The following is a 15,103-nucleotide window of genomic DNA, read 5'->3' on the forward strand; positions in this document are numbered from 1 at the left end:
GCATGACATCCCATCTGCGCGATCTGCTCACCAGCGACGACCCTCCGCACGACGGTGGCTACGAGGATCCGCCGCCACGATACGGCTTTTTCACCGACACCAGCGTGTGCATCGGTTGCAAGGCGTGTGAGGTCGCCTGCAAGGAATGGAACGGAATCCCCGACGACGGGCTGACCTTCACCGGTATGTCCTACGACAACACCGAGGGCCTCGGCGCCGACACCTGGCGGCACGTCGCGTTCATCGAGCAACGCAAGCCGCTCGGCTCCCAGCAGAACACGGCCGCCTCGGCCGGGACCGTCGACTTGGGACTGCCCGCGATGACCAAACCGGGCGAGGAGACGGGGGAGGAGCAACGGTCGGAGTTTCGCTGGCTCATGTCCTCGGACGTGTGCAAGCACTGCACCCACGCCGCCTGTCTCGACGTGTGCCCGACCGGCGCGCTGTTCCGCACGGAATTCGGGACGGTCGTGGTGCAGGAAGACATCTGCAATGGCTGCGGGTACTGCGTTCCCGCGTGTCCCTACGGTGTCATCGACCAGCGTGCCGACGACGGGCGAGTGTGGAAGTGCACGCTGTGCTACGACCGGCTCGGTGCGGGACAGGAACCGGCGTGCGCCAAGTCCTGTCCCACCGACTCCATCCAGTTCGGCGAACTCGACGAACTCCGTACTCGCGCGGATGCCCGCGTCCGGCAGTTGCACGACGCCGGGATCACCGACGCGCGGTTGTACGGCCACGATCCCGGTGATGGCGTCGGCGGAACCGGCGCGTTCTTCCTGTTGCTGGACGAACCCGAGGCATACGGGCTGCCACCCGATCCCGTCGTCACCACGCGCGACCTGCCCGACATGTGGAAGCGCGCGGGGCTCGCGGCCGCGACCCTGCTGGCGGGGCTCGCCGCGGCGTTCGTCAGGAAACCGTTCTCCTGGAGGAAACGATGACCGGCATCGACCCGCGCGCGGCCGACGCGACCGCGCCGCCCGAGCGAGAGGCCATGACGGGAGCACGTGGACGACGGCGGCGCAAGGCAGAGCAGGCGATGGTCCCCGACGCGAAATTCGGTTCGTACTACGGGAAACCCGTACTGAACAAGCCGACGTGGGCCGCGGCCGACATCGCGAGCTACCTGTTTCTCGGCGGTCTCGCCGGAGCCTCCTCGGTCATGGCAGCCGGTGCCGACCTCACCGGGAGGCGGGCGCTGGCTCGCGGGTGCAAGGCGGGCGCACTCGTTGCCGTGTCCGGTTCGCTGTACGCGCTGATCCACGACCTCGGCAGGCCCATGCGGTTCGTCAACATGCTGCGCACCGTGAAACCCAGTTCACCGATGAGCGTGGGGTCGTGGATTCTCGCCGGGTACGGTCCGCAAGCCGGAATCGCCGCGCTGACGGAGGTCACCGGTCTGCTGCCGGGGATCGGCAGGGCCGCGACCATCGGAGCCGGGATGTTCGGGCCCGCGGTCGCGGCCTACACGGCGCCGCTGATGGCCGACACCGCCGTGCCAACGTGGCACGACGGTTATCGGGAACTGCCGTTCGTGTTCGCCGGTTCGGCCGCGAGCGCGGCTGGCGGCTGGGGATTGCTGATCGCGCCGCCGGGTGAGGCGGCCCCTGCCCGCAAGGCCACCATCGTGGGTGGTGCGCTCGAACTCGGCGCGACGAGCCTGATGGAGCGGCGAATGGGGTTGTCGGCTGAGCCGTTGCGTCAGGGCACAGCGGGCAAGCTGATGCGCGCGGCCAAAGGGCTGACCGTCGCCGGCGCGGTGGTGGGCGGTGTGCTCGGCAGGAAGTCGAGGGCCGTCGCGGCCGTGGGCGGGCTCGCGTCGCTGGCCGGTGCTGCGTGCACGCGGTTCGGCTTCTTCCACGCCGGTGTGGCTTCCGCCGAGGACCCGAAATACACGGTACGTCCCCAGCGCGAACGTCTTGAACGTGAGCGCGACCCCGCTTGACACCGACCCGTCGCGAGTCCCCCGTCCAGGACGCCGAGATCCGCGTTCGGGCGGGTGAGACGCGCGCTCACCTGTCGCATGTCGCGATCGGGTCGGCGGAAGAGACGGCGCGGTGTACGCGAACCTCGGGTCACCGGAAGCGGGCCGCGCAGCGGGAATGCACGCCACCCTCGGTGGCATGGTCACCGAATTCGCGTTGCCTCGCTCCGGTGCCCGGCCTACGGTTCCCGCGTGGATCTCTTCTCCCGTTCGTGGAACGCCTTGCGCGCGGCAGTGGACGAGCTGTCCGGCGAGGACTGGAAACGCCCGTCTGGCTGTGCGGGCTGGCTCGTCCGAGACCTGGTGTGTCACCTGGTCATCGACGCCCAGGACGTGTTGATCACGCTGGTCACTCCCGTCGATGCCGAGCCGACCGCCGACGCGGCCGGCTACTGGAAACTCGTCGACCCTCCCACTGGTGACGATCCGCTCGACGCGCTGATCCCGAGGCTGGCCGCGGCCTACGGTGACCCGGAGTTGCTCCGGTTCCACCTCGACGACGTCGGGTCCGCCGCAGGCCGCGCCGCCGTGCTCGCGGACCGCTCCGCCACCGTCGGTACGCGGGACATGGTGCTGACGGCGGGCGATTACCTGACCGCCTACGTTCTGGAGTGGACGCTGCACCACCTCGACCTGATCGCCCACCTGTCGCCGGTCGCAGGGCCACCGGAGGAGACGCTGGCCGCGGCTCGCTCCACGCTGGAGAGGATCGTCGGCTCGGCGCTTCCCTTGTCGTTGTCCGACAAGGACGCGCTGCTGGTCTTGACGGGCCGCCGTTCGGCCACCGGCGAGGAAATGGCCGCGCTGGGAGACCTCGCTGCACGGTTGCCATTGGCACTCGGCTGACCGGACTGGCCGGTTCGGCCGACGCGGATCTCGCCGTTCTGGACGGGGGACACGCGCGGCCGGCGGGTCGGGCCTCAGGTGACCAGGCTCGTCCAATAGGACCAGAACCGTTGCCCGATGAGGACGACGACGATGAGCATCCAGAACAGCAGCGGGGCGAGGTGATGGCGGCCGAGGGCTGATGCGGCTCCGTCGCCGAACCGCAGATTGCCCGCGACCACGTTGTGAACCGTGGTGTACCAGAAGATCGGGATCATGACCGCCCAGACGATCATGCAGTACGGGCACAGTGCTCCGATGTCGTAGAGGCTCTGCGCGATCAGCCAGTGGATGAACCCGACCCCGAACAGCGTGCCGACCTGAAGCCCCAGCCAGAACCAGCGCGGCAACCTGGCACCGGCGAGCAGCGCGACACCGATGGTCGTGACGACCGGGAACGCGCCGACCCCGATGACCGGGTTGGGGAACCCGAACGCCGCGGCCTGCGCGCTTTGCATGACCGATCCGCACGACAGCGTGGCGTCGATGGAGCACGACGGCTGATAGAAGGGGTTCTCCAGCAGCGCGATGCGTTCGAGGAGCAGGACGAACGACGCGGCGAAGCCGACGAGCCCGCCGACGGCCAGCACCCACGCCGTGATCAGCCGGACGCGTACTCCGGTGTCCTCGGCAACCGCGTCGTCCGCTGCGGTCGGGGCCATGTTCGGTGATCCTCTCGTTCTGGCACACCGGCAAACAGGCCAGACCTCGCCGTCACTCCGCCGTCCCAGTGAATTCCGTCGCTTTCACGGTACGCCGCGAGTTCCCCTTGCCCTGATCGGGGGACGACGCCCCTCATTGCTCATGGCAGGTCTACGACCACTCGCCTGCGGGCTCAAGACCCGTGGTTACGCGGAGACCGAGGCCGCGTTGCGGGCGATGGTGGCTGCGGCGGCAGCCGTCCGCGAGGGCTGAGTGGTGTGCCGGCCCGCGTGCCGCAGGGTGCTCACTCGCGGTGCCGCGCCCTGATCCACGCGCGGTGGCCGTCGAGGTAGGGCTCGATGTCGTGCACCCTGCCGAGCACGACGTCGGCTGGTGCCAGCAGCCTGCCGTCGAGGACGATGGCGTGCGCCCGCGAGAGCTGGTGCGCGGCCTGCCACCATTCCTCGTCGTCCCACAGCCGGAACACCCGGGGCGTCGCGTCGACGACGATCGTGATCTCGCCGGTGGCTTCGGAGCCGGGGAGGTTCAGCCGCTGGGTCGCCTTGAGCGGCCCGGCGGCCATGGTCCCTTCGAACCGGCCCAGTGGTAGGGAATGGCCCAGCCGCAAGTCGTTGACGAGCTGGGCCGGTTCCCTGCGAGTGGTGAACACGAACAATTCCGGAGTGGTGGTGCCGCCCGGATCACCGTGTGCGAGGCCGGCGGTGACGAGCGCGCCGTCCTCGGCGAAGGCCCAGTAGCCCGTCATCCGCCTTCCCGGCCAACCGGTTCGGCCGAACAGCGGCAGTTCGGCCGCGCTGTGCCGGATGCGGGCCTCGGTGCGAGCGTGGTGGGCCCAGAATCGCTTCGCCGCCCTGCGCCTGCTCCGGAACCTCATCCGGTCATCGTGGCACGCGGACGTCGCCGCCGATGCCCTTTCGCCGCACGGGTTTTCCAAACCCGTCAGCGGGGCGTGGCGACCAGGTCGGCCGTCAGCACGAGATGCCTGCCCGTCATGCCCTTCATCGCGGTGATGCCGAACGCGTAGCGGTCGACGGTGCCGGTGGCGCTGATGCGCGGCCGCCCTTCGTGGGCACTCGCCCCGGTGACGGTGAGATCGAACGCCGAGGTCGTTTCTCGCACGGTGAGCGCACCGTGAAGAATCCACGTGCCGTCGCTGTGTTCCAGCCCCGTCGAGACGAACGTGATGTCCGGGTGCCGTTCCACGTCGAGGTACTGCGCCGACCGCACGGTTGAGTCGCGTGTGGACAGTCCGGTGTGGAAGCTGTTCGCCGCGATCGTCGCGGTCACCGACGAGTCGTGCACCGGATCGGTGACCTCGATGTGCCCTTCCCTGAGTTCGAACGTGCCGCGCACGGGCGCGAGCCCGAAGAGGTGCCGGGTGGTGAACGAGATCGAGGAGTTGCCGTGATCGATCCGGTAGCCGCCCGGGGCGGGGATCACGATGTCGGGTGTACTCACGGATGCCATGACGACGTCCCTTTCTGCTGGGGTCCTTGAATGTTCCCACCATCGGCCGCCCCGGTGGGTTCGCGCATCGGCCGGAGGACGAGACCGGCATCGACCGGAGCAGGGCGGCACATAGACCTTGGTCGATACCGGTGAAGGCCGGCTCGGCCGTATGGTCACGGATGTGCACAACGCGTTCGTCCGTGGCAGGCACCGCGTGCCGCTGGTCGTCGCCGTCGGGCTGCTCACCGCCGCGACGGCCTACGGCCAGTGGGCTTCCGGTGTCAGGGGCTTGGCTTTCGCGGCGGACCTTGCGCTGGGTGTGCTCGCCTGCGCGGGGCTGTTCCTGGTGTTCGTGAGGCCGGTGCCCGGGGCGCTCACCCTTGCCGTGCTGGCGATGTTCGCGCCCACCGTCACTCCCTCGGCCAGTATCGGGACCCTGGAGGTGGCGAGGACCCGGTCGCTGCCGGTCGCGATCGGGGTCGCCCTCGCCGGTCTCGGCACCCATGTCTTGCGGGGACTGTGGCTCCCGGTCTCCGGCCTCCCGTTCGGCTGGTGGGTGGTGCTCATCGGCGTCAGCCAAGCCGCGCTCGTGGCGTGGGGCGCGCTGGTCAAGGCACATGGTGCGCTCATCGCGTCGCTGCGGGAGAGGACGCGGCGGGCCGAGGAGGAACAGGGCAGGAGGGTCGCCGAGGCACGAGCGGCGGAGCGCGCCGCCATCGCGCGGGAGATGCACGACGTCCTCGCTCACCGGCTTTCGCTGGTGGCGACCTACGCCGGGGCGCTGGAATATCGCACCGACCACGCTCCGGAACGACTCGCCGACGCGGCGGGGGTGGTCAGGGCGGGAGTGCACCAGGCACTCGACGAGCTGAGGGGGGTAATCGCCGTGCTGAGGGAAGACGAGGAGCGCGGGACGGCTTCCCGCTCGCCGCTGCCCGGGCTCGCCGACCTTCCCGCGCTGATCGCCGAGAGCGAGGCCATCGGAACGCCCGTCGACCTGCACGACACGCTGCGCGGCGCGGACACGGTGCCCTTGCCGACGGGACGTACGGTGTACCGCGTCGTGCAGGAGGCGCTGACCAATGCCCGCAAGCACGCGCACGGCGAGCCGGTGCGGGTGTCGTTGCGCGGTTCGGCGGGTACGGGGCTCGACATCGAGATACGCAATCCGCTCGGCACCGGCCGGGGCGGCGACGGAAAGGGGACCGGTCTGGTCGGGCTCACCGAGCGGGTCCGCCTCGCGGGCGGCACCCTCGACCACCACAAGACGGCACGCGAGTTCCGCGTGCACGCCTCGCTGCCGTGGCCGGCATGACCTCCCCGGTGAGGGTGCTCGTCGTCGACGACGACGCTCTCGTGCGAGCGGGGCTGACGCTGATGCTCGACGGTGTCGCTGGCATCGTGGTCGTCGCGGAGGCTGGTGATGGCTCCGAGGTCCGCGGCGTGCTCGACGCCCACCCTGTCGACGTCGTGCTGATGGACATCCGGATGCCGGGAACGGACGGGATCAGCGCGACCGAGCAGGTGCGCGCGCGAGCCGACCCTCCCGAGGTCGTCATCCTGACGACGTTCGACGCCGACGAGAACGTGCTTCGGGCGCTTCGGGCGGGAGCGGGGGGTTTCCTGCTGAAGGATTCGCCACCCGCGGACCTCGTCGACGCCGTCGTCACGGTCGCGGCGGGGGACCCGATCCTGTCGCCCCGCATCACCCGGCGCTTGATGGAGCGGGCGGCGACCGAGGCAGGCGCCTACGAGCGGGCCCGGTCGGCTCTCGCCGCCCTGACCTACCGCGAGCACGAGGTCGCGCTCGCGGTAGGTCAGGGAAAGACCAACGCGGAGATCGCCGCGCGCCTTCGCGTCAGCGTCGCGACGGTGAAAGCGCACATGACCAGGGTCATGGCCAAGCTCGACGTCGGCAATCGCACGCAGATCGCGTTGCTGATGCACGACGCCGGGCTGTGCTGAGGGGCGAGGTCAGGCGGAGGGCACGGTCTGCGCCGGCTGCCGCTGGCGCAGCAGCAGAAACGCCTGAACGCCGGTGTAGGCGAGCAGGATCGCGCCGACGATGGCACTGATCTGGACACCGTTGACGAACGACGCCCGTGCCACGTCCAGCAGTGCCTCACCTTCCGAGGGGGGCAGGTTCGCCGCCGTCGCGACGGCGCCACCGAGGGTTTCGTGCGCAGGTGCCGCGGCGTCGGCCGGAATCCCCGAGCGGTACACGGCCGTGGCGATGCTGCCGAGCACCGCGGTGCCGAGAGCACCGCCGAGTTCGAAACCGGTCTCGGAGATCGCCGAAGCCGCGCCTGCGCGCTCGGGTGGCGCCGTGGTGATGATCAGGTCGTTGGTCAGCGTCTCCGAGAGCGGCACACCGAAACCGACCAGCGCCATGCCGGTGACGAGCAACGCGAGTCCACTGTCGACACCGACCCCGATCAGCGTCGTGAAACCGGCGGCCGCGATGAGCAGGCCCGCGCCGATCAGCCAGCGCACGGGGAACCGGCGGGCCAGCTTCGCCGCCGCGAGCGAACCGGCGACACCGGCGACGGTGGTGGGCAGCAGCCACAACGCCGCCGTCATCGGCCGCAGCCCGAGCACGAGCTGAAGATACTGCGGGACAAGGAAAAGCAAGCCCACCATCGCGAAGACGCCCAGCATGTTGGTCAGTACCGACGCGCTGAACGCCCTGTGCTTGAACAGGTCCAGGTCGAGCATCGGGTCCTTGAGCCGCCGCTGCCTGCGAACGAACACGACACCGATCGCGAGACCGGCCAGCGCGCTCACGGCGGCGATCGGTTCGACGCCGTACTCGGCGAAGCGTTTGATCCCGTAGACGACCGGCAAGACGGCGGCGAGCGAGAGCACGGCCGAGAGCGGATCGAACCGGCCCGGGTTGGGGTCGCGTGCCTCCGGCAGCAGGAAGGGGCCGACGACGAGCAGCAGCACCATCACCGGAACGTTGATGAGGAACACCGAACCCCACCAGAAGTGTTCGAGCAGCCAGCCGCCGAGTACCGGGCCGAGCGCCATGCCACCGGAGAATCCGGAGCCCCACACGGCGATCGCGATCCTGCGCTGGGCTGGGTCGAGGAACATGCCCCTGATGAGCGAAAGGGTCGAGGGCATGAGCGTCGCCCCTCCGACGCCGAGCAGTGCCCTCGCCACGATGAGCAGGGTCGCGTTGGGCGCGAAAGCGGCGAACACCGAGGCGATACCGAAGGCAACGGCACCGGCAAGGAGCAGTTTCCTGCGGCCGACGCGGTCACCGAGCGTGCCCATGAGCACGAGCAGGCCGGCGAGCACGAACGAATAAATGTCGACGATCCACAGCTGCTCCGCCCCGGTGGGGCCGAGGTCCTCACTCAGATAGGGCAGCGCGAAACCGAGCACGGTCATGTCGACGCTGATGAGCAGTACTGGCAGCACCAGTACTGCCAGCGCGAGCCATTCCCGGCGACCCGCCTTGACCACGACACACTCTCCTCGTTACTAAACAGTCCGGACGGTACAGTAAGCACCGCTCTCGAAACTAAACCGTCCAGACGGTACAGTCAAACGATGGCTCGTCCTTCAGCACGTGAACAGATCCTGGACGCGTACCAGGACGTACTGCTCGACAGCGGCCCCGGCGGGGTGACCCTCGATGCCGTCGCGGCGAGAGCGGAGGTCTCCAAAGGTGGCCTGCTCTACCACTTCGGTTCCAAGGACGCCCTGCTCGACGGCCTGCTCGACCGGCTGGACCGGCTCAGCGCGACCGACATCGAAGCGGCGAGAGTCGCCCCAGAGGGGCTTGTTCGCTACTACCTCACCACGTCGGTGACTGACGCCAGCATGGACAATCCCGCGCACAAGGCGTCCGTCGCGGCGCTGCGCATGCTGGGTAGTGAGCAGAGAGTGGCGAAGGCCATGGCCGATGTTACCCGTAAGTGGGAGCAAGCACTGCGGGACGAAGTGGACGATCCGCTGACGGCGGAGATACTGGCGCTCATCGGCGACGGCCTGTATCTGCGGGCGACCATGGGCGAGCGAGCGGCCCCGCTGCTCGACGATCCGGCGGCGTTGTTCCGCAGAATCGGGCTCGCCGAGAACACCTGATCCCGAGGTTCCGGCGCGGAACGAGGAAGGGCGCGGCCCCGTCGTAGCGGCGTGAACAGGACGACACGGACGGCATGGACGCAACGGCGGGGAGCGCTGAGCTGCGCACTGGGGGTGATCGCCGCGTTCGCGCTGTCCGCCTGCGCGTCGAAGGGCGGGGCGGAGCCGGAGCCCGCGCGGACGTCGGCTTCGGCTTCGGAGGAGCGGCCGGTGCGGATCTCGGGTGACCACGTCGCCTTCACGGTCGTTGCCGGTGCCCCGCTGACCGGTGTTCACGAGTCGGGCTGGCCCTCGGCCGACTGTCCGGGCGTCGGCTACGAGTTCGCGGGCGGCGACCTGGTCGTGGAGGCGTTCCCTCCGGAATGCGAGAGGAAGACGGACCGGGTGGGAAATGGTCACCACGGGTACTATCGTTCCCTTTCGGATGTGCCACAACCGGTCGACGTGCAGCGGGTGAAGACCGGAATCGGTGAGGCCGAGGTGTTCACCCAGGAGTATTTCGAATGCACCAATTCCTGTTCGGACTGGCAGGAGCCGGTCGCGATCGTGACGCTCGACGATCCGGTCGACGGCGACTACCCGGCGCTGGTCGTACGAGGAGTGAAGGACGCCATTGACACGGACGCGCTCGTCGCCGTTCTCAGGACGCTGGAGACCGGCTGAGAACCCGATGTCTGGCCGGGTGGTACTCGTCGCGCGTTGTCTTCGTCGTTCCGCGGGTTGAAAAGCGGGACCATTCGCGGACGAGTGATCCCGTTGCCCGGCCATGAGGGTTCTGCGAGGATTTTGTTCCTCACGTCCGAAGGAGTACCTGATGGCTTCTCGTCTCAACCCGTACATCAGCTTTGACGGCACGGCAAAGCAAGCGATGGAATTCTACCGGGACGTTTTCGGTGGCGATCTTGCCCTGAATACGTTCGGTGAGTCCGGTATGGCCGGATCCGAAGGTGCCGACAAAGTCATGCACGCGATGCTGGAGACCAGCAGTGGATTCGCGCTCATGGCTTCGGATACGCCGCCGGGAATGGAATACAATCCGGGAACGAACATTTCGGTGAGTTTGTCCGGTGACGACGCCGCGGAATTGCGCTCCTACTGGGACAAACTGTCCAAAGACGGCACGGTGACGGTTCCGCTGGAGAAGCAAATGTGGGGCGACGAATTCGGTGCCTGCACCGACCGGTTCGGCATCGGGTGGATGGTCAACATCACCCAGTAACCGAGTCCGCGTGCCGGGCGCGTACGTCAGCAGTCCCGGACGGGGCGCCGAGTTCTGCGTTGATGCGGTCGAGTTCCGCGTTCGGGTCGCCGAGATGCGCGATGACGACGAGGAGGGTGCTCACCGCCGCGATCCGGATGACCCACGGCAACCAGCCCTGGAGCAGCGAAGCATCGCCCGGTTCCGTCATCGCGGCACCGCGCCCGCGTGCTGGACGGTCAGGTTCACGGTCCACCTCCGGAACCTTCCTCGCTCCGCGCCCTCTTGGCGGAGCCTGTACCGGCACCACTACGACCGCGAGAGTTGCCTGCCGGTCGGCGAACGGTTAGCCGAAGGTAAACGCCGCTTTGTCCGTTGTCGGCGTATTGATACGGTGCGTGCCCGTGGCCGGAATGGTGGACCGTGCCGCCTGCCCGGTGGCGGAACTGACGGTATTGCGGGGGAGCGGGACAGGACATGCCTGAGGAGGGGCCGGGCTGGGGCACGGCGTGGGGCGTCGCGGCGATGCTCGTGATGGTGTCGTTGTGTTGTGTTCCCCTCGCCAGCGCCATGGCGTCGGGAAACCTGCCCAGAAACCACACTGTCGGACTGCGGATCAAGGCGACGATGCGCTCGGACGCGGCCTGGGTCGCGGGTAACCGGGCGGCGGCGAGTCTTGTGCGGCGGACGGCGATCGCGAGCGCTGTCACCGGGGCCTGCACGGTGCCGGTGGCAGGTATCCCGGTGCTCTACCTCATGGTGATGGCGTGCTGGGCGTGTGTACTCGTCGCCGGTATGTGGAAGGCAACGGGTGTGGCGCGGGAGGCGGCGCTCCGGGCTCACGACGCGGGAGAGACCTGAGACTCACCCGCGAGTTCCGTGTCAGCGGACGGTGACCGGACGAACCCGGCCCGCTCACGGCGCCGTGTGGGCGGGTGAGCGGGCCGGGGTCCGGCTACGCGACGGCGTCGAGATCGACGCCCTTGGTCTCCTTGCTCGTCGCCACCGCGATGACCGTCACCGCCATGGTGATCACCAGATAGCCGACGACCGTGGCGACGCCGAACGAGTCGATGAGCCACACCGCGATGAGCGGAGCCGGGGCACCGGCGATGATCGACGAACCCTGGAACACGAGCGAGGCACCGGCGTAGCGGTAGCGGGTCGGGAACAGCTCGGTGATCCAGGCGGCCTCCGAGCCGGCGAGCATGCCGTGGAAGAAGGCACCGACGCACACGCCGATCCACAGCATCGGCAGGCTTTCCGACTGCACGAGCCAGAAGAACGCGGGTGCCCACACCACGAGGACCGCCGAAGGCACGAGCATGGCGATCTTGCGCCCGACGCGGTCGGACCAGTGTCCTCCGCCGATCATCCCGATGAACTGGGCAAGCGACCCGAACGTCACCGCCATGATCACGTCGCCTCGGTCGTAGTCGAAATACGTTGCCGCGTAGGCGATGACGAACACGGTGTAGATGTAGAACGCGATGTTCTCACCGAGCCGCATTCCGAGCCCGTGCAACACCGCGCGCGGCCGGGACAGCGCTTGCAGCACGCTGGAGCGTTCGGTGGTGGCCGAGCGTTCTTCCGCGTTGGCCTGCGCCGCCTTGAACACCGGCGATTCCTCGACGCTGCGCCGGATCCAGAAGCCGACGACGAGCAGCGGGATGGCGACGAGGAAGGCGATGCGCCATGCCCATTCGTCGAAAGCGTCGCCGGGGAAGACGAACGCGATCGCGCTGACGACGGCGGTGGCCAGCACGGTGCCAAGCGGCGCACCGGCCTGCGGCCATGCTGCCCAGAAGCCACGCCGTTTCGGCTCGCCGTACTCGCTGACCATGAGCACCGCCGCGCCGAACTCCCCGCCGAGCGCGAAGCCCTGCACCATGCGGAGCACGACGAGCATGAGTGTTGCCCAGATGCCGATCTGCTCGTAGGTCGGCAGCAGGCCGATCATGGCCGTGGAGACACCGAGCAGGAGGAAGGTGATGACCAGCATGGGTTTGCGGCCCAGCTTGTCACCGAGGTGACCGAACACGATGCCGCCGAGCGGGCGGGCGATGAAGCCGAGCCCCTGGGTCGCCAGCGCGAGGAGCAGCTTGACGATTCCGCTGTCACCGGGGAAGAACAGCGGGCCAAGAACCGTCGCGGCGAGAATGCCGTAGATCGCGAAGTCGTACCATTCGAGTACGGCTCCAGCCATGCTTCCGGCGAGTACGCGCCGGAAGCTGGTCTTGTTGGTCGAGCTGTCGTCGGCCGACACAGCCCGATCCACCGGTGACGTCATTGTCGGTGCCTTTCCAGAAATAAAGATGGCCGGTAAATCAGAGACCGAGGGTGAGTGTGCCGCCGGTCGCGCGGGAGCAGCAGGTCATCATCAGCGTGTTCGCCGACCGTTCCGCCTTGGTCAGCACCAGATCGCGGTGATCGACGTCGCCGGAGATCACGGTTGCCTCGCAGGAACCGCAGAGACCTTCCTCGCAGTCGCTCTGGATGTCGATGCCCGCGGCGCGCAGCGCGGAGAGCACGGTCTGGTCGGGGGCGACCTCGACGGTCAGGTCCGAATCGGCGAGTTCGACGGAGAAACCGTGCTCCACGGCCGGATCCAGCTCCGCGCGGGTGCCGCTGAAATGCTCGACCCGCAGCGCGTCCTCCGGCCAGTGCCGGGTGGCCTCGGCGAGCGCCGACAGCAAACGATCGGGACCACAGCCGTAGACCTGAGTACCCGCGGCGGGCTCGGCGAGCAGAGCCGCGACATCGAGCCGGTCGCCATCGGACCCGAGGTAGACGCGCAGGTGCTCACCGTGATCGTCGCGGAGCCTGCCGAGAAACGCGGTCGCGGCGGCGTTTCTTCCGCAGTAATGCAGTTCGTAGTCGGCTCCCTCGGCCTTGAGGGCATCGGCCATCGCGATGATGGGGGTGATGCCGATGCCGCCCGCGACGAGCACGTAGCGGGCGGCGGTCAGGGCGAGCCGGAAATGGTTGCGCGGGCCCCGCATGGTCAGCGTGTCGCCTTCGCGCAGCCGTTCGTGGATGTAGCGAGACCCGCCCCTTCCGTCCGGCTCGTCGAGGACGGCGATCCGGTATCTGCCGGTCTCGGCTGGGTCGCCGCACAGCGAGTACTGCCTGGACAGCCCGCCGACCTCGATGTCGATGTGGGAGCCGGGGGACCACGAAGGAAGCGGTCTCCCTTGCGCGTCGGTCAGCGTCAGCGTCAGCACACCGGACGCGGCGGCCCTGATCGACTCGACGCGGACGGTTCTGCTGATGGCCCGTGTGGACGGTTCACCGATCCGCATCGGTTGCGCCTTGGCCAGGACTCCCGGATCGGTACGCTCGGGATTGGCCCCGGGATCCCACTGAACCCACAGGTGGTCCGGACCACGGAACGACGTGTTGGGCAGGTAGGTGAATTCCTGGTCCGGCACCAGTTCGAGGTGGGGGAGCCTGCTGGTCAGTTCTTCGAGGAACACCTGGAGTTCCATCCTGGCCAGGTTCTTGCCCATGCACTGGTGGCTGCCGTAGCCGAAAGTCAGGTGCTCGGCGGCGTTCTCGCGGCGGATGTCGAATTCGTCGGGGTTGTCGAAGTGCCGTTCGTCGTGGTTGGCGGAGGAGTTGACGATGAGCAGCTTCGCGCCACGGGGGATGGGCACGCCACCGATGGTGGTGTCGGCGGTGACCAGCCGACGCCATGCCGCGACGGAACCGGAATGTCGCAGGCATTCCTCGACGGCGTTCGGGATGAGGCTGGGATTCGCGCAGATCTCCTCCCAGACACTTCTGTTCTCCAGCAACAGTTTGATCGCGTTGGCCGCGGCGTTGGCCGTTGTCTCGTGGGCGGCGACGATCCCGGCCATCATGATCGAATGCAGGTAGGAATCGGTGATGACGTCCGGCATCTCCCGCTGGGCCCTGATGCTGAACGGCATCCAGCCAGGACCTGAGGGGTCCTTGCGGAGCTTGTCCACGACGGTTCCCGCGAACCGCCAGAACTTGCCCACCGCCTCGGCAACCGCGACCTGCTCCTCAGGGGAGGGCCGTCCCCAGGTGTTCACGGTGTGCGCGATCGAGTATTCGCGCAGTGTCGCCATGTCCTCCTCCGGGACGCCGAGGAAGTGCAGCGCGACGGTGAGCGGAACCTCCCACAGCATGTCGTCGACGAGGTCGACCCTGCCGGCGTCGACGAACCTGTCGACGTACTCGCGGGCGAGCCCGCGCACCATGGGTTCGTGCGCGGCGAGGCGTTCCGGTGTGAACGGATCCATGAGCGCCCGCCTGCGCGGCATGTGCGCGGGCTCGTCCTCGTTCACGAGCGTGCGGTTCATGGCGTAGTCGTATTTGGCGAGCGTCGCGGTGGCCTCGTCGGAGACCGGGGTGATCTTCTCCAGCGCGATGGACGGGGAGAACAGAATGTTGTCCCTGAACACGGCCTTGACGTCGGCGTAGCGGGTCACCACCCAGTAGCCGATCTCGGGGCTGTAGAAGACGGGTTCCTCGTCCCGCGCCCAGCGCACCGACGCCGGTGGATCGGCCTGATAGGCGTCGCCGAACGGGTCGAACGCGGCGGCTCGCGGGGATACCGGGCAACCGCCGGTCGCCGTCATGGCCGAGTGGTCGACGGGGCACGACCCTGTGCTCATACTTCCGCAGCCTCCGTGATCAACTTTGACCTGCACAGTTACTAATAACGAACACTGTGTCTCGGTAATCGAACATGGAGAGGCTAAGTGGCGGCCGGGACGCCGTCAAGAGTCGTGTGCGGTGAGCGGGCGCGAGAAGCGGAAAACGGTGAAGCGCGACGAAGCGAGGGAACGGCCGGTGAG

General features: G+C 68.2%; 16 protein-coding genes. 9 read left to right on the top strand and 7 right to left on the bottom strand.

All coding sequences use genetic code 11. The annotated features are described in order from the left end of the window. Positions 1 to 2: 2 nt before the first annotated feature. From BAY61_RS15060 to BAY61_RS15070, 3 genes are all read left to right on the top strand, one after another. Positions 3 to 944, top strand: coding sequence for a 4Fe-4S dicluster domain-containing protein (locus tag BAY61_RS15060; protein ID WP_091804132.1), 942 nt, complete (start codon positions 3 to 5; stop codon positions 942 to 944). Continuing rightward, positions 941 to 1,948: an NrfD/PsrC family molybdoenzyme membrane anchor subunit gene (gene nrfD, locus BAY61_RS15065; RefSeq protein ID WP_091804135.1), complete on the top strand. Its 1,008-nt coding sequence runs from the start codon at positions 941 to 943 to the stop codon at positions 1,946 to 1,948. The genes BAY61_RS15060 and nrfD overlap by 4 nt, the downstream gene beginning before the upstream one ends. A gap of 231 nt (positions 1,949 to 2,179) precedes the next feature. Then, positions 2,180 to 2,833, top strand: a complete 654-nt coding sequence (locus BAY61_RS15070; RefSeq protein WP_091804138.1) for a maleylpyruvate isomerase N-terminal domain-containing protein — start codon at positions 2,180 to 2,182, stop codon at positions 2,831 to 2,833. Between the two features lie 74 nt (positions 2,834 to 2,907). On the opposite strand, the gene BAY61_RS15075 is transcribed toward BAY61_RS15070, so the two are convergent. From BAY61_RS15075 to BAY61_RS15085, 3 genes are all read right to left on the bottom strand, one after another. Beyond that, the gene (locus BAY61_RS15075; RefSeq protein ID WP_091804141.1) at positions 2,908 to 3,534 is read right to left on the bottom strand and encodes a vitamin K epoxide reductase family protein; all 627 of its coding nucleotides are present in this window, start codon (positions 3,532 to 3,534) and stop codon (positions 2,908 to 2,910) included. A 284-nt stretch (positions 3,535 to 3,818) separates the two neighbouring features. Further along, positions 3,819 to 4,409, bottom strand: a complete 591-nt coding sequence (locus BAY61_RS15080; protein WP_091804143.1) for a hypothetical protein — start codon at positions 4,407 to 4,409, stop codon at positions 3,819 to 3,821. 65 nt (positions 4,410 to 4,474) lie between these two features. After that, positions 4,475 to 5,002, bottom strand: coding sequence for a YceI family protein (locus BAY61_RS15085; protein WP_091804145.1), 528 nt, complete (start codon positions 5,000 to 5,002; stop codon positions 4,475 to 4,477). A 163-nt stretch (positions 5,003 to 5,165) separates the two neighbouring features. Here BAY61_RS15085 and BAY61_RS15090 point away from each other — a divergent pair, with 163 nt between their 5' ends. Together BAY61_RS15090 and BAY61_RS15095 are read left to right on the top strand one after the other, a co-directional pair. Next, positions 5,166 to 6,299, top strand: a complete 1,134-nt coding sequence (locus tag BAY61_RS15090) for a sensor histidine kinase (protein ID WP_245866123.1) — start codon at positions 5,166 to 5,168, stop codon at positions 6,297 to 6,299. Next, on the top strand, positions 6,296 to 6,949 hold the full coding sequence (locus BAY61_RS15095; protein WP_170140184.1) for a response regulator transcription factor: 654 nt from the start codon (positions 6,296 to 6,298) through the stop codon (positions 6,947 to 6,949). The genes BAY61_RS15090 and BAY61_RS15095 overlap by 4 nt, the downstream gene beginning before the upstream one ends. A gap of 9 nt (positions 6,950 to 6,958) precedes the next feature. Here the strand turns inward: BAY61_RS15095 and BAY61_RS15100 are convergent, their stop codons facing one another. Beyond that, positions 6,959 to 8,455, bottom strand: a complete 1,497-nt coding sequence (locus BAY61_RS15100; RefSeq protein WP_091804153.1) for an MFS transporter — start codon at positions 8,453 to 8,455, stop codon at positions 6,959 to 6,961. Positions 8,456 to 8,542: 87 nt separating this feature from the next. Between BAY61_RS15100 and BAY61_RS15105 the strand changes: the two genes are divergently transcribed. The 3 genes from BAY61_RS15105 to BAY61_RS15115 all read left to right on the top strand — a co-directional run bounded on the left by BAY61_RS15105 (position 8,543) and on the right by BAY61_RS15115 (position 10,298). After that, positions 8,543 to 9,079, top strand: coding sequence for a TetR/AcrR family transcriptional regulator (locus BAY61_RS15105; protein WP_091804156.1), 537 nt, complete (start codon positions 8,543 to 8,545; stop codon positions 9,077 to 9,079). 51 nt (positions 9,080 to 9,130) lie between these two features. Further along, the gene (locus BAY61_RS15110) at positions 9,131 to 9,742 is read left to right on the top strand and encodes a hypothetical protein (protein WP_143021372.1); all 612 of its coding nucleotides are present in this window, start codon (positions 9,131 to 9,133) and stop codon (positions 9,740 to 9,742) included. Between the two features lie 151 nt (positions 9,743 to 9,893). After that, complete coding sequence (locus BAY61_RS15115; protein ID WP_091804162.1) at positions 9,894 to 10,298, top strand: VOC family protein; 405 nt, start codon at positions 9,894 to 9,896, stop codon at positions 10,296 to 10,298. Here BAY61_RS15115 and BAY61_RS15120 read toward each other — a convergent pair. Further along, positions 10,288 to 10,488 (bottom strand): hypothetical protein, encoded by a 201-nt coding sequence (locus BAY61_RS15120; protein ID WP_143021373.1) that lies wholly within the window; start codon positions 10,486 to 10,488, stop codon positions 10,288 to 10,290. The genes BAY61_RS15115 and BAY61_RS15120 overlap by 11 nt on opposite strands. Before the next feature lie 266 nt (positions 10,489 to 10,754). On the opposite strand from BAY61_RS15120, the gene BAY61_RS15125 reads away from it, so the two are divergent. Next, positions 10,755 to 11,138, top strand: a complete 384-nt coding sequence (locus BAY61_RS15125) for an SdpI family protein (RefSeq protein WP_110057698.1) — start codon at positions 10,755 to 10,757, stop codon at positions 11,136 to 11,138. A 94-nt stretch (positions 11,139 to 11,232) separates the two neighbouring features. On the opposite strand, the gene BAY61_RS15130 is transcribed toward BAY61_RS15125, so the two are convergent. Together BAY61_RS15130 and BAY61_RS15135 are read right to left on the bottom strand one after the other, a co-directional pair. Then, a complete protein-coding gene (locus BAY61_RS15130) occupies positions 11,233 to 12,567 on the bottom strand; it encodes an MFS transporter (protein WP_091804168.1) in 1,335 nt (444 codons plus the stop codon). A 37-nt stretch (positions 12,568 to 12,604) separates the two neighbouring features. Next, positions 12,605 to 14,920 (bottom strand): cytochrome P450/oxidoreductase, encoded by a 2,316-nt coding sequence (locus BAY61_RS15135; protein WP_091804171.1) that lies wholly within the window; start codon positions 14,918 to 14,920, stop codon positions 12,605 to 12,607. Between the last annotated feature and the right edge of the window lie 183 nt (positions 14,921 to 15,103).

Origin of the sequence: Prauserella marina, assembly GCF_002240355.1 — a bacterium.
GTDB classification, from domain to species: Bacteria; Actinomycetota; Actinomycetes; order Mycobacteriales; family Pseudonocardiaceae; genus Prauserella_A; species Prauserella_A marina.

What these genes read in the sequence shown, in the direction of transcription:
- BAY61_RS15060 (WP_091804132.1), top strand. Translation starts at nt 3, where the DNA reads ATGACATCCCATCTGCGCGATCTGCTCACCAGCGACGACCCTCCGCAC.
- nrfD (WP_091804135.1), top strand. Translation starts at nt 941, where the DNA reads ATGACCGGCATCGACCCGCGCGCGGCCGACGCGACCGCGCCGCCCGAG.
- BAY61_RS15075 (WP_091804141.1), bottom strand. Translation starts at nt 3,534, where the DNA reads ATGGCCCCGACCGCAGCGGACGACGCGGTTGCCGAGGACACCGGAGTA.
- BAY61_RS15080 (WP_091804143.1), bottom strand. Translation starts at nt 4,409, where the DNA reads ATGAGGTTCCGGAGCAGGCGCAGGGCGGCGAAGCGATTCTGGGCCCAC.
- BAY61_RS15085 (WP_091804145.1), bottom strand. Translation starts at nt 5,002, where the DNA reads ATGGCATCCGTGAGTACACCCGACATCGTGATCCCCGCCCCGGGCGGC.
- BAY61_RS15095 (WP_170140184.1), top strand. Translation starts at nt 6,296, where the DNA reads ATGACCTCCCCGGTGAGGGTGCTCGTCGTCGACGACGACGCTCTCGTG.
- BAY61_RS15105 (WP_091804156.1), top strand. Translation starts at nt 8,543, where the DNA reads ATGGCTCGTCCTTCAGCACGTGAACAGATCCTGGACGCGTACCAGGAC.
- BAY61_RS15115 (WP_091804162.1), top strand. Translation starts at nt 9,894, where the DNA reads ATGGCTTCTCGTCTCAACCCGTACATCAGCTTTGACGGCACGGCAAAG.
- BAY61_RS15120 (WP_143021373.1), bottom strand. Translation starts at nt 10,488, where the DNA reads ATGACGGAACCGGGCGATGCTTCGCTGCTCCAGGGCTGGTTGCCGTGG.
- BAY61_RS15125 (WP_110057698.1), top strand. Translation starts at nt 10,755, where the DNA reads ATGCCTGAGGAGGGGCCGGGCTGGGGCACGGCGTGGGGCGTCGCGGCG.
- BAY61_RS15130 (WP_091804168.1), bottom strand. Translation starts at nt 12,567, where the DNA reads ATGACGTCACCGGTGGATCGGGCTGTGTCGGCCGACGACAGCTCGACC.
- BAY61_RS15135 (WP_091804171.1), bottom strand. Translation starts at nt 14,920, where the DNA reads ATGAGCACAGGGTCGTGCCCCGTCGACCACTCGGCCATGACGGCGACC.